We start from the raw sequence: 14,205 nt of genomic DNA on the forward strand, positions 1-14,205 counted from the left end.
AGACAGTACATAAATGTGTAGTCGAAATAAAGGAAAAAAGCATCCAATCGTTCCATTAGGACGATTAGATGCTTTTTTTTTATCCCTAGCTATACTTCAAACATAAAAAACTGAAGTTTTTCAGTGGCCTCCATTTATGTAGAGGGTTTTTTGTAAATCGGACGCTCATTCATTGTTCACACAGAACGCTTTTTCCAATAAAAAACAGACCCAAATGCTTGGGCCTGTTTTATCGGCGGGTCATTATGCTTTACGGACGTTTACTGCTTGTGGTCCACGTTGACCACTTTCAATTTCAAACGTAACCTCTTGACCTTCATCTAATGTTTTGTATCCTTCGCCTTGAATAGCTGAGAAGTGAACAAATACATCTTCTCCACCTTCACGCTCAATGAATCCAAAACCTTTTTCACCATTAAACCATTTTACTTTACCATTTTCCATTTTTGTAGCCTCCTAGCATGTAACAATTACATGTAAATTGCAAATTGACTTGCCTAATTATTTTTACCCATTTATGGATTGCATATACCAAACTAATTCCTAAAAAATTTTATCGTCCATATTTTATTTTGACAGCACCCATTTACGGATTGCCTTCGCTACTCCATCCTCTTCATTGGTTGCTGTTACCCAGTCAGCGGACTCCTTTACCGTATCCTGAGCATTTCCCATTGCTACACCCAAACCCGCAGCTTTGATCATCGCTAAATCATTAAGGCTATCTCCTACGGCCATAACATTTTTCATTTCCAATCCCAGTCGGCTGCAAACAATCCCAAGCCCCTTGGCTTTATTAATTCCAGCTGGATTTACTTCAATGTTCTTCAGGGTTGAATTGCTTAATTCAAATTCACCTTTAGCCTGTAATTCATTAAAGATTAGTGCTCTTGTTGCGTCATCATCGATATTAAAACCAAATTTCATCCATTCCAGTGTATGTAGGTCAGCCGGCATTTCATTATGCCAATTACGCTCGGTACTAATCGCCCAAAATTTTGTGTTATGCTGTTGAGATAACCCCCACATCCACTCAACCAGCTCCGATTTGACCAAATTCCTTTCCACTAATTCCCGTTTCTCATCCCAAATTTCACTTCCATTTACCGTTACCAAATATGAATTCAGCTCCAATGAATCAGCATGCTCTCGACTAGTAATCACAGAACGTCCAGTACTTAGAACGACAAAAATCCCTTTGTCCTTTGCAGCTCTGATTGCCTGGCGATTTGCTTCCGATATCTGGCCTTTATTATTTAAAAGTGTGCCATCCATATCAAGTGCTACTAATTTGATTTCAACATCATTTATAAAATTATCCATATGTATAAACATTCTCCCTTCTAACTTTTCCCATTATAAGATTAACACCATTACTAAAAACTAATCAAATTATTAAGTTTACATAATACATTTACGTTAAACAAAGAAGAACCCTGCGAATCCACATTCAATCATAATACAGGAGTACCATTAAGTAACAAATAGGCACACTTTAGCATATAGTACCCATAAGCCAAAGGATAGAAAGGTGTTTAAAGATGCCATCGGTTGTAATCAATTTATATTATTTAAAAATTAACAGTATTTCGGGTAATGGTTCCATAACTATAGGGGAAGCATCTCATAATAGTCCCACTTCCAATACTAAATCACAAGGAATTAATGCTTCATATGGAGATACTTCACCCACTGAAGCAATGATGGAAAACCTATTAAATGATCCTGACGTCAATGATCAAACTTCAATTGGAACTACTGATGTTGCCAATGTAAATAAACCCATTCAACCTGTACCACCAATCTAACATTATAGGGGTTATATGATATGCCATTTCAAATAAATATTTTAAATTTTAAGATTAATGGAGCTACGCAAAACGGAAATGTTGATATAGGTCCTACTGTGCATAACAGCCATACTGCTAATAGTAAATTTGTCGGAGCAAATTTTTCTTTGGGTGATTTTTCACCGGCTTCTTCTCTTATGAACTCTGGCAATCTAGATCCAGATGTTAGTGATCAGGATCAAATAGCTAACCCTTCTATGCCTATCGCCAATCAACTTTAAAGGAGTAGTAAGATGGATATAGAAAAAATGAGAAAATGGCTAGAGATTACAAATGAGTATAGAGAGAGCAATTTTTGGTCTAGCGTACTTAAGCAAAAACATCCTGATGAATTTTTTAGAGAAGCGGTATGTAATCCAAAATTTGATATATATCTAAATGAAAATTATTACTTTATTATTTTTGAAATACCTGGAGTAAATCAAGAAGATCTTTCAATTAACTTAATCACAAATACACATTTAAAAATTAATGGCAGAATAAAGCCGGTTCTACCATTTGAAATGGGAATGAAAAGAGAGCGAATCTATGGTGATTTTGAACGCGTCATTGAACTTCCAGAACCAACTTATGCTCATTTAATGCAAACACAAATTAATAATGGACTACTTCATATATCCTATCCTCGAAAAAGTGTGTTGAATAATTTTCAATAGAAAGAAAAGAATATATTCACAAAAAAAACGCAGTGAACTCACAAGCGTTTTTTCTTGTTTTATTAATGGTGATGATGTACGCCCATTGTTGGGTTGGTAATTAGCCATTCTTCTTTTGGTAATTGGAAATATTGAATCCAGATATTATTTAAGGTCGGATCATTTTTATCAAGAATAAAGTCAATTTCTTTATCACTTGTAACCACTACATCGTTTTCTGTTGGTGTATCAAGCTTTAAATCATAATGGGCGTGGTCCCCGTGGATACTTGTCACATATACTCGAAACAATTTCCCTTGTGCCTCTTCTTGTTCCATCATTTTCTTCAATGCTTTTGCTGCATTCCGATTAACTTTTACCTTCATTTTGTGCTCTCCTCTAACTATGAATTCCTTTATATTATCCCACTTTTAATCCAAAATACAATGTTTAGCTTTGAAACAACAAAAGACATAAATGTACTTTTTGTAAAATTAACTTACCTAATTTTTCCTAGTAAGGGATTTTAAATCCTTAACAAATTTGTCACAATTTAATCTAAAAACCTATATTAACATCACAGCAATGTTGTTAATATAGATTTTAGGAAATACATACAGACTAATTAATATTAAATGATAATTAATTTAAATTTTTACATCTATTACAATGAAGGAAGGAATTAGTCTGGTTTTGTTTGTGAATGAATTCACGATAATCATATCAAAAAATGAACATTCTAGAAGGGAGAAATATTCATGTTTAAAAAAAGCTACATCATTCCACTGTTAGCTTTAGTACCAACTTTACTTTTAAGCGGCTGTACGAATATGGTCGTCTTTGATCCAAAAGGCCCTGCCGCACGTGACATTCTAGAATTAATTAACTGGTCACTTATTTTTATGCTGTTAGTGGTTGTCGTTGTATTCGGTTTATTTGGATATATCATTTGGAAATATCGTGCGAAACCTGAAAATGCAGATTACGAACCGCCTGAAGAACACGGCAGTACAAAATTAGAGATTATTTGGACTGTCATTCCTATTCTGATTGTCATTGCTTTAACGGTTCCTACTGTTAAAACAATCTATAAATTAGAGAAAGTACCTGCCGGGTATGAAAATAAAAAACCTATTACCATTAATGTAACATCAGCTGATTGGAAGTGGATTTTTAGCTATCCAGAACAAGGGATCGAGACAGTGAACTATGTGAATATTCCTGCTGGCACTCCGGTACAGTTTAAGTTAACCTCTGCTGGTACAATGCAATCCTTCTGGGTTCCTGCTTTAGGTGGTCAAAAGTATACCATGAACAAAATGGAGACAGAGTTGTATCTCACAGCAGACAAACCTGGAGAATTTCTAGGTAAAAATACAAACTTTAACGGCAAGGGATATGCTGATATGGAATTTACAGTTGAAGCGAAATCCCCGCAAGCCTTTGAAAAGTGGGTTAAGGATGTCAAAGATACTGCCCCAAAGTTAACAGAAAAGAAATACAATCAACTTCTAAAACCTACACACTTAGGTCGTGAAACATTCCTGGGAACTCATCTAGCATGGGTAAATCATGCTGATATGAATTCTAAAACTTATACAAATCCTGAATTGTACGAAGTACATGGCGTCAAAGGAAAGATTTTTAAAGAGAAAGAAACAAATGGTCATTCTATGGACATGGATGGAATGGAAAGTATGGACATGGGCGAGAAATCAGATGGAGGTGAGCACAATGGGCATTAATTGGCATGACTTTTTTATCGTCGGCAACCCATTAATACTAGGTTCTCAGATTGCTATTCTATTAACAATGATAGGAATTGTAGCAGGGGTTACCTATTTAAAGAAATGGAAATGGCTTTGGAGAGAATGGTTGACAACCGTTGATCATAAACGGATTGGGATTATGTACATCCTTTCTGGTGTGCTGATGTTTTTCCGGGGAGGCGTAGACGGTCTTTTAATGAAGGCTCAAACCTCTCGTCCAGAGATGAAATTTTTAGATGCGCAGCATTACAATGAAATTTTTACCACACACGGTGTGATCATGATTTTGTTTGCGGCGATGCCATTATTAATTGGTTTAATGAACGTGGTGATTCCGCTGCAAATTGGCGCGCGTGACGTGGCATTCCCTCAACTTAACGCTCTAAGCTTCTGGTTGTTCTTTAGTGGTGCTATGTTGTTTAATATTTCGTTTGTCATTGGCGGTTCCCCGGATGCCGGCTGGACAGCCTATTTCCCTCTTGCAGGTAAAGAATTTACTCCTGGGATCGGAAATAACTATTACGCTATTGCCCTGCAAATTGCTGGGATTGGTACGTTAATGACAGGAATTAATTTTATCGTAACTATATTAAAAATGAGAACTAAAGGCATGACACTAATGAAAATGCCAATGTTTACTTGGACTTCATTCATTGCATCGGTTATTATTGTGGCTTCCTTTCCAATTTTCACTGTCGCACTTGCCTTGATGACCTTTGACCGGATCTTTGGAACGCACTTCTTCACCTTAAGCGGTGGCGGTATGGATATGATGTGGGCCAACTTATTCTGGTTATGGGGTCACCCTGAAGTATATATCGTGGTTCTTCCAGCATTTGGGATGTTCTCTGAGGTTATTTCAACCTTTTCTAGAAAAATGCTGTTCGGTTATAAATCAATGGTATTCTCCATTGTTGGAATTGCGTTTTTAAGTATGCTTGTTTGGGTTCACCACTTCTTTACGATGGGGGCCGGACCAGGAGTCAACTCTGTTTTCTCCATTACGACGATGATGATTGCTATTCCAACTGGTGTCAAAATGTTTAACTGGTTATTCACGATGAGAAAAGGTCGAATCGAGTTTACAACAGCGATGCTGTGGGCGCTTGCGTTCATTCCTTGCTTTATCATTGGTGGTGTAACTGGAGTTATGCTTGCCATGGGTGCTGCAGATTATCAATATCACAATACCCTATTCCTTGTCGCTCACTTCCACTATGTGTTAATTCCTGGTGTTGTGTTTGCGGTGTTTGCCGGGTTATATTACTGGTGGCCAAAAATGTTCGGACATATGCTAAATGAAAAAATCGGTAAAATTCATTTCTGGTTCTTTACGATTGGATTTAACTTAACGTTTATGCCGATGTTCTTCCTAGGCTTAGACGGTGCTGTCCGCCGTTCATACACGTATTCAGCTGAATCAGGCTATGCACCATTATTCATGTTATCTACCATTGGCGCAGTGATTTTAGCTATCGGCTTTGGTGCTCTTTGCTATAACATTTATTGGAGTGCACGCTATGCGGACCGTAATATTTCAAACGACCCTTGGGATGCAAGAACCTTAGAATGGGCTACTGCTTCACCACCTCCATTCTATAACTTTGCGAAATTACCTGAAGTGAAATCTGTTGATGCCTTCTGGTATATGAAAAAGGATAACGAAGGATTGACCCTGAAAGACGACGAAATTAAAGAAATCCATATGCCAAGTAATTCAGGCTTACCAATCTATATGGGGGTTATCTTTGGCATCGCCGGATTCTTCCTTGTCTTTGAATGGAAAATTGCGGCTCTGGTAGCCTCTGTTGGAATAATTATTGGATTAATCATTCGTTCGTTCGATTATAACGATGGCTTCCATGTTACTGTTGACGAAATAAAGGAAACGGAAAAAGCATGGCGTAACGTCGATAAAGGGGGGAACAGCCATGTCAGCTAATGTAAATACAGCCTTACCGCTCGAATATCAAACAGAACAGAACCGGATGAATATTCTAGGATTTTGGATTTTCTTAGGAGCTGAGATTGTCCTCTTTGGAACTCTCTTTGCCGTCTTTTCTGTTCTAAGTGCGAGGTACGCAGGTGGTCCCACACCAAAGGACCTTTTTGAAATAAAAGATGTGATGATTGAAACCATACTTCTTTTAACAAGTAGTTTTACTTGTGGTCTTGCGATCTATGAGATGCGCCGCCATAACCGTAATGGTCTATTATTATGGTTCATTATTACCCTTCTACTTGGTGCTGGCTTCGTATTCATGGAGATAACGGAGTTCATCCATTATGTGCAAGAAGGAGCAACAATGCAAACCAGTGCTTTTCTATCTAGCTTCTTTGTTTTACTTGGTACACATGGACTGCACGTGAGCATGGGTATCGGCTGGGCAACCATGGTGATTATTCAAATATTAAAAAGAGGTTTAACACCTGTTACTGCCCGTAAAACATTTATTATCGGTCTATATTGGCACTTTTTAGATGTTGTCTGGATTTTTATTTTCACATTTGTGTATTTAGCAAGGATGGTGGCATAAATGGCTAAAAATACAAAAGGGTTTCCGCTTACACACGTGTTAGGTTTTATCATGTCATTAGTGCTAACCTTTGCTGCACTTGGTGTGGCACTAAAAACCTCTCTTCCCTTTACAACCATCCTTTGGATTATAGGCTCTTTAGCTGTAATCCAAGCTGCCCTTCAATTATATATGTTCATGCATATGAACGAAGGAGAAGATGGTAAATCCCAAATCATCAACGTCATCTACGGCTTCTTCATTGCCTTCGTAACCGTTGCTGGATCCATTTGGGTCATGTCGTTTGGAATGTAAGTAAGGAAATAGAAATAAAAATAGGGTGTCAGGCACCATGTGAAAATTTCACATTGTGCCTGACACCCTTCTTTATTTTGGACTATTTTTTCTTTTGTTCCGAACTAATTGGTAGCCGATAAAAGCTATATAAAGCGGTATTGCTACGTATATGAAGTACGGAAAGCGATGCTGTTCTTTTTTAAAGACAAGGTATATGGCGTATCCCAAAAATAGTGTGACGATAATTCCGTATTTTGGAAGCGGGATATCCTTTAGGCTAGGAATTTTAATGGTACTAACCATCAAGTAGCACAGAATAAAAAAGGCAAAAGGAAGGATAATCGCTGGCATTTTCCCGTGGAACAAGGTAAGAAGTGTTAACAATCCCCCTGCGGCCGTTATTGGGACACCAGTAAAATACTTATTGGATGATTTAACTGCATTAATATTAAACCGAGCTAACCGATAGGCACCGAATAAAGGAAATAGACCAGAAATGGCCATGCCTGCTACCCCAAATTCAGAAAAGTAGGAATAATATGCCATCATTGCAGGGGCCACCCCGAAGGTAACTACATCCGCTAAAGAGTCTAATTCTTTCCCCAATTCACTATCCACCCGTAACATTCTTGCAATTCGGCCATCCATGCTATCGAGCATCATCCCTATCAAAATTAAAATGGCTGCGTTTTTGTAATCCCCTTGCGCAGAATACATAATTGATAAAAATCCAAAAAATAAATTAGAAATCGTAAATAAATTAGGAATACTGTTTCTGATGATATGTATCACTCCATACTAATTAAGATAATCATGCAATACCCTTTTCTCGTTGTTTCTTCTTATTATAACGTTTCTCTTGGTAATATTGAAAAAACAAAATCGCCATTGTAATCCAGAACCCACTTGCAAAATAGCCGCCGATTATATCGCTTGGATAATGGACACCTAAATAGATTCGGCTGATTCCGATTGCTAAAATCATTACCATGCTTACGGAGATTAACACACCTCTGCCAAACCTGCTTGGAATATGACGCCATAATAAAAACGAAAGAATACCATAAACCGTAAAAGCATTCATCGCATGTCCACTTGGAAAACTATAGCCTTCAATATCAATTAAACGATGGAAATCAGGACGGACTCTTTGAAAAAACTGCTTTAAGATATCATTTAATATCGCCGATCCCGTGATTGCCGCAGCAAACAATATTAATTCCAAGCGATGATGAAGTACTTTATAGAGAAAAAATAACAGAAAAAGACTAAGAACAATGACAAAAGGGGCAGAACCAATAAACGTAAAAAATTTCATCACATTTGTAAGAACCAATGTTTCAGACCCTTGGACCATATCAATTACTGTACGGTCAAAATAGATGATTTTCTGATCACTTATCAATAAGGATATCAAACTAAATCCAATTATGGAAACAGCACTAATGCTAAAGGCAATAACAAGATACGTTTTTAAATTCATCAACTCAAACCTCTCAGGCAAATTGGAATTGTGATTGTACGATAATAAGGTGCTCTTAGTTTAAGCCTTTACTGTCTATACTATCACTGAGACTTTGAAAAGTATCTCAAAAATGTATGTTCTTAGTTAGGATTAATAATAAAAGGCAGAACTTTTTAGTCTGCCTTTTATTAGGCTTAAAATGAATTAATAATTATAAAGTCTCTTGTTCTTTTCTCATTGGTTCTGTGCTGTTGTCTTTGGAGAAAAACCAGCCTGCGGCAGCAATACCTACCAACACAACATAAAAGGTTACTTTCCATCCCATTGAATGCGCAAATTCCTCGCTTAAAATAGCCAATGCTGGATGTGATAAGGTGTAAACTGCAAGCTTCACACCGACCCAGCCAACAATCGTAAAGGCAGCAATTTCAAGACCTGGACGTTTTTCTAAGAGCTTTACAAACTGATTTGCTGCAAACCTCATAATAATTAGACCAATAATGCCGCCAGCGAAAATAACTAAGAATTTACCACCATCCAGACCGCCGATATTAGGCAGTGGAGTGTCTGGTAAAGCAACCGCCATCGCGACAGCAGCAAGAATCGAATCAACCGCAAAAGCAATGTCAGCCACTTCGACTTTTAATACAGTCATCCAAAAGCTGCTTTTTTTTGATCCTTCCTTCTCCTCTTTATCCTCTGCTGCCTTCCCTTTGATTACCTTACGGAATATATGATTTCCAGCCATAAACAGTAAATAAAGAGCCCCAATTGCTTGAACCTGCCATACATCAACAAGAAATGAAATCACGAACAAGGAAGCAAAGCGGAACACAAAGGCTCCGGCTAAACCATAAAATAAGGCCTTCTTACGTTTTTCCTCGGGTAATTGCTTAACCATAATTGCGAGTACTAAAGCGTTGTCTGCAGCTAACAGACCTTCTAATGCCACCAAGATCATTAACACCCAGCCGTATTCGAGTAACAGAGTTAAGTCCATGAATGTTTCCTCCTCAAAAGTTTGTTTTTTTAAAATACTCCCTTACGCCATAAAAATAGGCCTTTACTGGTTACAGTAAAGGCCTAAAAAGACACAAAAAGACCTTTACAGTAAAGTAAAGGTCTTGCTAACAACGTAAATGTTGCCAATAAAGCCGGAGAATTGAATTCTCGGAATGACGACTTTATTGTAGCAGCTACTCCCCTTTAAAAAGGAAATATTTAATTAATCATACTATAATATAATTCAAGTTTATTGTCAATGTGAGTTTCCATGTTTAATAAACTTAAATAGTTACAATTCGTAAACCTCTGCATATTTTTTCTCAAGGTACTCGACAAGGTATTCGGCGTTTAATTCCTCACCCGTTACCTTTACAATCAATTCATTTGGGGTGTAAAGCTTACCGTACTGATGAATATTTTCTTTTAACCAATCTTGAATCAGGTCAAATCTGCCATTTTCGATATGGTTGTAGAATTCTGGAAGTTCTCTTTGAATCGTCACGAGGATCTGCGCTGCATAGAGATTTCCTAATGAATAGGACGGAAAATAACCAATACCGCCAAATGACCAATGAACATCTTGGAGTACGCCTTCTGAATCAGTACTTGGTGTTACACCAAGGTAATCCTGCATTTTCTGGTTCCAGACAGTCGGAAGGTCTTTCGCTTCGATCTCACCGCTTATTAATGCCTTTTCGATTTCATAACGAAGCATAATATGCAAATTATACGTTAACTCATCTGCTTCTACACGGATAAATGAGGGTTTCACAGTATTAACCGCCCGATAAAATTCATCCACAGAAATAGTTTCGAGCTGTTTCGGAAAATACTCCTGCAGTTTAGGGTAAAAGTATGTCCAGAAAGCCTTGCTGCGGCCGACCATATTTTCTAAAAACCTCGATTGCGATTCATGGATTCCGAAAGATGCTCCGCTTTGGAGAACTGATTCCTCATAATCAGGGTTGATATTCTGTTCATAAATTCCATGACCCGCTTCATGAATTGTACCGAATAGTGCGGACCGGACGTTTCTTTCTAAATATCGAGTTGTTAACCGTACATCTCCAGTATTAACGGTTTGGGCAAACGGATGGACCGTTTCATCCAACCTGCCGGCCTCAAGGTCAAAACCAATGATAGGCAAGATAAAGCGATTAAATTCCTTTTGTTTTTCAATTGCAAACGATTGATCAAAAATTTCCGCCTGTGTCCGCTTTCCATTTTGTTGAATTCGTTCTAATAGTTTAACACTAGAATCTCTTAACTTGGCAAATAGCGGATCCAGTCTCTTAACCGTTAATCCAGGTTCAAATTCATCCAAGAGAGCATCGTATGGGTGGTCAACATATCCATATATTTCAGCAAATTTCCGTTTGTACTCAACGATTTTTTCTAAATAGGGCAGGAAGCAGGCAAAATCATTGTTTTCCCTAGCCTCTTCCCAGGCATCATTTGCCTGTGCTGTTAGAATGCTATATTCCTGAAAAAGGTCAGCAGGAATGCTCTTCGATTTTTGGTAGTACGCTCTATATTCTCTAACTTTTGCTTTTGTTACTTCATCTAATAAATCAAAGTTGTCAGGAAGAGTTAGTTCCGTTAGCAAGTTGCCCATTTCCTGAGAGACAGAGAGTTTAAAAATTTCCGTCCTAAGTGTGCCAGTTGCCTTGGCAAAGATACTTCTCCCTTTTTTCGGTGCCATGACCTTTTGATCCCAATCAGCCAAACCGATGATACTTGAAAAATGGGTGATTTTTTCATCCAAACCCTTAAATTGAGCTATTGCCCTTTGTACAGCTGGATCGATCACTTTCTGTTCCATAATATACAGACCTCCTAATCATGTTTCTAAAGATGTTCGTTCAAGAAAACAACCACATCCCAATTTATTATAAATTAAAATTTCAAATATAGGAAAAAATTAGAAATTTTTTTATAGACAAAAAATTCATAGAAACATAAATACTGTCGATAAATGATCCCATCACTTAAAGAATTTGATCAATTTTCATACCACTATTTACAAATGGGCAGGATATATATGTAAACATTTTTGTTCTGTAAAAAGGATGTGCAGGCAATTTGGATAAACAGAAAAAGAAGAAGTCACACTTCCCCTTTCGGTTAAATATCATTTTTTTTAGTGTTTTTTTACTATTTTCTGTTTTAATCCTCCGGCTTGGCTTTGTGCAAATCGTGTATGGTGAAAATTTTAAAAGAGATTTAGAAAGAAAAGAAGATGTAACGGTCAGTAATCCTGTCCCAAGAGGAAAAATACTTGATCGGGATTACAGAATCATCGTTGATAATGTCCCAAAGAATGCGATCAGTTACACGAACGAGGGATTTAGCCAACCACAAATGCTTGAAACCGCTGAAAAATTAGCAAAACTAATCAATAAAAAAACAGATAAGGTAACCGAAAGGGATAAACTTGATTTCTGGATTATGAATAATCCTGAGCGTGCTAATGCCAAAATCACAAAGAATGAAATGGAATTATATTATGCCAAAAAATTAACAGACTGGGATATTTATCAGTTAAAATTGGAGCGCATAACACCTGAAGAATTAAAGGAAATAAATAAAGATAGACTTGAGATACTTGCACTTTTTAAAGAGTTCAATAGTGGGTACAAATTTACAACACAGATTATTAAAAATGAAGGAGTTACCGCTAAAGAATTGGCCGTTGTGAGCGAAAATCTCCAATCCCTTCCCGGGGTGGATACTACTACCGACTGGGAGAGGTGCTATGCTTTTGACCGAACCTTAAAGTCCGTGTTAGGAAAAGTCACCAAATCAGATGAAGGGCTGCCAGCTGAACAATTAGAATACTTCTTGGCTCGGGATTACAGCCGTAATGATCGTGTCGGCAAAAGTCAACTTGAATGGCAGTATGAAGATGTTCTTCACGGCTATAAATCAAAATTAAAAAATGTAACTGATAAAACAGGCAATATAATTGAAAATCATCCCGCATCAAAGGGAAAAAAGGGAAAAGACCTTGTCTTAAGTATTGATATGGATTTGCAAATGAAAGTGGATCGGATCATAGAGGAGGAGCTTTGGGCAGCTAAAAGATATCCTGGTACTTTTTTAACTGACCGTGCCTATGTTGTCTTAATGAACCCAAAAACAGGCGAAGTTTTAGCCATGTCAGGTAAAAAAATAGTCAGAAACAAACAAACTGGCAGAGTTGAAATGGAAGATGATGCCCTCGGGACCTTTACCACCACGTATAACGTGGGTTCGACTGTCAAGGGTGCCACGATTTTGACTGGTTATAAAACAAGTGCGATTGGCCCCGGAACTGTTTTTGATGATAAAGGTTTAAAAATTCAAGCTACTCCTCTAAAAAAATCATATGCCTACTTAGGAAAATTAAACGAAATTAATGCCCTAAAATTATCTTCTAACGTTTATATGTTTCATACGGCAATTAGAATTGGAAAAGGTCATTATGAATATGATAAACCCTTAAATATTAGCGCGAAGGCTTTTGACACAATTAGAAACTCATTTGCTTCGTTTGGCCTTGGATCAAGAACTGGAATTGATTTACCAAATGAACAAACCGGATTTAAAGGTCAGAGCCACCTGCCTGGATATTTGCTTGACCTTGTGATTGGACAATATGATACCTATTCCGCCATGCAGTTGGTACAATATGTTTCAACAATTGCGAATGGTGGATATCGAATGCAGCCACATGTGGTCAAACAAATGCTCGAACCAAAGGAAGGGAAAGATGAACTAGGTCCTGTTGTACAAGAAATCTCTCCAACCGTCCTTAACACGATTGATGTGAAACCAGATTGGATGTACCGTGTCCGATTAGGTTTTAAAAAGGTCATGCAAGAACGTGGCGGTACGGCCTATAAGTACTTCAGCACTGCACCCTACTCACCTGCTGGTAAAACAGGTACAGCAGAAGCCTTTTATGACGGACCGGAGCGATATAGGTTTGGTAAGGAACCTCCTCCAGTAATGAACCTAAGCCTGGTTAGCTACGCCCCTAGTTCGAATCCAGAAATCGCCATGGCCGTTATTGTTCCATGGGCATATCAGGGAAAAAAAGACAACCGAGCAAACCTGAAAATTGGCCGCCGTGTACTGGACACCTATTTTGAAATGAAAAAAAAATAAATCATGGTCGAGGGTGCCACAAAATGGCATCCTTTTTCGTTAGATCGTTCCCCTTTTGTCACTTCTTCTTGAGCACTGATTTCAATGCCCTTTCAATTTCAGCATAGCCGGTACATCGGCAGATATTCGACTCCAGCCATTCTTTAATCATTTGATCATCTGCTTCTGGATGCTTTAGTATTAACGAATGGCAATTCATAATAAAGCCGGGGGTGCAGTAACCGCATTGAAATGCAAAGTTTTCCACAAAAGCCTGCTGGATAGGGGTATTCTCCAACCCCTCAATGGTTGTTACTTTTTTTCCCATCGCTTCAACAGCAAGCATTAAACATGATTTCATCGGCCACCCTTCTACATTAACTGTACATGCGCCGCAGTCTCCGTTTAAACAGCCCGGTTTTGCACCTGTCAACCCAAGTTTATCCCGGACCGTATATAAAAGTGTATCGGCAGACCGAACGGTTACACTTCGATTTTCTCCATTTATATTCATCGTAATTGTGTGAGATTTCAAGTTAC

The 14,205-nt window shown here is 37.9% G+C and carries 16 protein-coding genes; 8 read left to right on the top strand and 8 right to left on the bottom strand.

Annotated elements, in window-relative coordinates; genetic code table 11:
• Positions 1-243 precede the first annotated feature (243 nt).
• Both J7E77_RS04775 and J7E77_RS04780 read right to left on the bottom strand, forming a co-directional pair.
• Entirely contained in the window at positions 244-444 is a 201-nt protein-coding gene (locus J7E77_RS04775) for a cold-shock protein (RefSeq protein WP_168243216.1), read from the bottom strand.
• A 123-nt stretch (positions 445-567) separates the two neighbouring features.
• Positions 568-1,323, bottom strand: a complete 756-nt coding sequence (locus J7E77_RS04780; RefSeq protein WP_214712780.1) for a Cof-type HAD-IIB family hydrolase — start codon at positions 1,321-1,323, stop codon at positions 568-570.
• 218 nt (positions 1,324-1,541) lie between these two features.
• Here J7E77_RS04780 and J7E77_RS04785 point away from each other — a divergent pair, with 218 nt between their 5' ends.
• From J7E77_RS04785 to J7E77_RS04795, 3 genes are read left to right on the top strand one after another with little or no spacing between them, the layout of a single operon-like run.
• Positions 1,542-1,808, top strand: coding sequence for a spore germination protein (locus J7E77_RS04785; RefSeq protein ID WP_168243214.1), 267 nt, complete (start codon positions 1,542-1,544; stop codon positions 1,806-1,808).
• 20 nt (positions 1,809-1,828) lie between these two features.
• On the top strand, positions 1,829-2,071 hold the full coding sequence (locus tag J7E77_RS04790) for a spore germination protein (protein ID WP_214712782.1): 243 nt from the start codon (positions 1,829-1,831) through the stop codon (positions 2,069-2,071).
• A 12-nt stretch (positions 2,072-2,083) separates the two neighbouring features.
• A complete protein-coding gene (locus J7E77_RS04795; protein WP_214712784.1) occupies positions 2,084-2,506 on the top strand; it encodes an Hsp20/alpha crystallin family protein in 423 nt (140 codons plus the stop codon).
• Between the two features lie 62 nt (positions 2,507-2,568).
• On the opposite strand, the gene J7E77_RS04800 is transcribed toward J7E77_RS04795, so the two are convergent.
• Positions 2,569-2,871: a heme biosynthesis protein HemY gene (locus J7E77_RS04800; protein WP_088086841.1), complete on the bottom strand. Its 303-nt coding sequence runs from the start codon at positions 2,869-2,871 to the stop codon at positions 2,569-2,571.
• 372 nt (positions 2,872-3,243) lie between these two features.
• On the opposite strand from J7E77_RS04800, the gene qoxA reads away from it, so the two are divergent.
• Genes qoxA through qoxD form a run of 4 tightly spaced genes read left to right on the top strand, consistent with a single transcriptional unit; the run spans position 3,244 to position 7,085 of the window.
• Positions 3,244-4,230: a cytochrome aa3 quinol oxidase subunit II gene (gene qoxA / locus J7E77_RS04805; RefSeq protein WP_214712786.1), complete on the top strand. Its 987-nt coding sequence runs from the start codon at positions 3,244-3,246 to the stop codon at positions 4,228-4,230.
• Positions 4,220-6,196 (top strand): cytochrome aa3 quinol oxidase subunit I, encoded by a 1,977-nt coding sequence (gene qoxB, locus J7E77_RS04810; RefSeq protein WP_214712788.1) that lies wholly within the window; start codon positions 4,220-4,222, stop codon positions 6,194-6,196. The genes qoxA and qoxB overlap by 11 nt, the downstream gene beginning before the upstream one ends.
• Positions 6,186-6,791, top strand: coding sequence for a cytochrome aa3 quinol oxidase subunit III (gene qoxC / locus J7E77_RS04815; RefSeq protein WP_214712790.1), 606 nt, complete (start codon positions 6,186-6,188; stop codon positions 6,789-6,791). Before qoxB ends, qoxC begins: the two co-directional genes overlap by 11 nt.
• Positions 6,792-7,085, top strand: coding sequence for a cytochrome aa3 quinol oxidase subunit IV (gene qoxD / locus J7E77_RS04820; protein ID WP_168243207.1), 294 nt, complete (start codon positions 6,792-6,794; stop codon positions 7,083-7,085).
• A 72-nt stretch (positions 7,086-7,157) separates the two neighbouring features.
• Here the strand turns inward: qoxD and pssA are convergent, their stop codons facing one another.
• The 4 genes from pssA to J7E77_RS04840 form a co-directional block, all read right to left on the bottom strand.
• Positions 7,158-7,784 carry a CDP-diacylglycerol--serine O-phosphatidyltransferase gene (gene pssA / locus J7E77_RS04825; RefSeq protein ID WP_251026664.1) on the bottom strand — a complete coding sequence of 209 codons (627 nt, stop codon included), beginning with the start codon at positions 7,782-7,784 and terminating at the stop codon, positions 7,158-7,160.
• Positions 7,785-7,878: 94 nt separating this feature from the next.
• Entirely contained in the window at positions 7,879-8,550 is a 672-nt protein-coding gene (locus tag J7E77_RS04830; protein WP_214712792.1) for a phosphatase PAP2 family protein, read from the bottom strand.
• A gap of 193 nt (positions 8,551-8,743) precedes the next feature.
• The gene (locus J7E77_RS04835; RefSeq protein WP_214712794.1) at positions 8,744-9,532 is read right to left on the bottom strand and encodes a TerC family protein; all 789 of its coding nucleotides are present in this window, start codon (positions 9,530-9,532) and stop codon (positions 8,744-8,746) included.
• A gap of 294 nt (positions 9,533-9,826) precedes the next feature.
• Positions 9,827-11,359: a carboxypeptidase M32 gene (locus tag J7E77_RS04840; protein WP_214712796.1), complete on the bottom strand. Its 1,533-nt coding sequence runs from the start codon at positions 11,357-11,359 to the stop codon at positions 9,827-9,829.
• 260 nt (positions 11,360-11,619) lie between these two features.
• Here J7E77_RS04840 and J7E77_RS04845 point away from each other — a divergent pair, with 260 nt between their 5' ends.
• Entirely contained in the window at positions 11,620-13,686 is a 2,067-nt protein-coding gene (locus J7E77_RS04845) for a peptidoglycan D,D-transpeptidase FtsI family protein (protein ID WP_214712797.1), read from the top strand.
• Positions 13,687-13,744: 58 nt separating this feature from the next.
• Here J7E77_RS04845 and J7E77_RS04850 read toward each other — a convergent pair whose 3' ends face one another.
• The gene (locus J7E77_RS04850; protein WP_214712990.1) at positions 13,745-14,179 is read right to left on the bottom strand and encodes a (2Fe-2S)-binding protein; all 435 of its coding nucleotides are present in this window, start codon (positions 14,177-14,179) and stop codon (positions 13,745-13,747) included.
• Positions 14,180-14,205 lie beyond the last annotated feature (26 nt).

This window comes from Bacillus sp. ISL-77 (assembly GCF_018613105.1).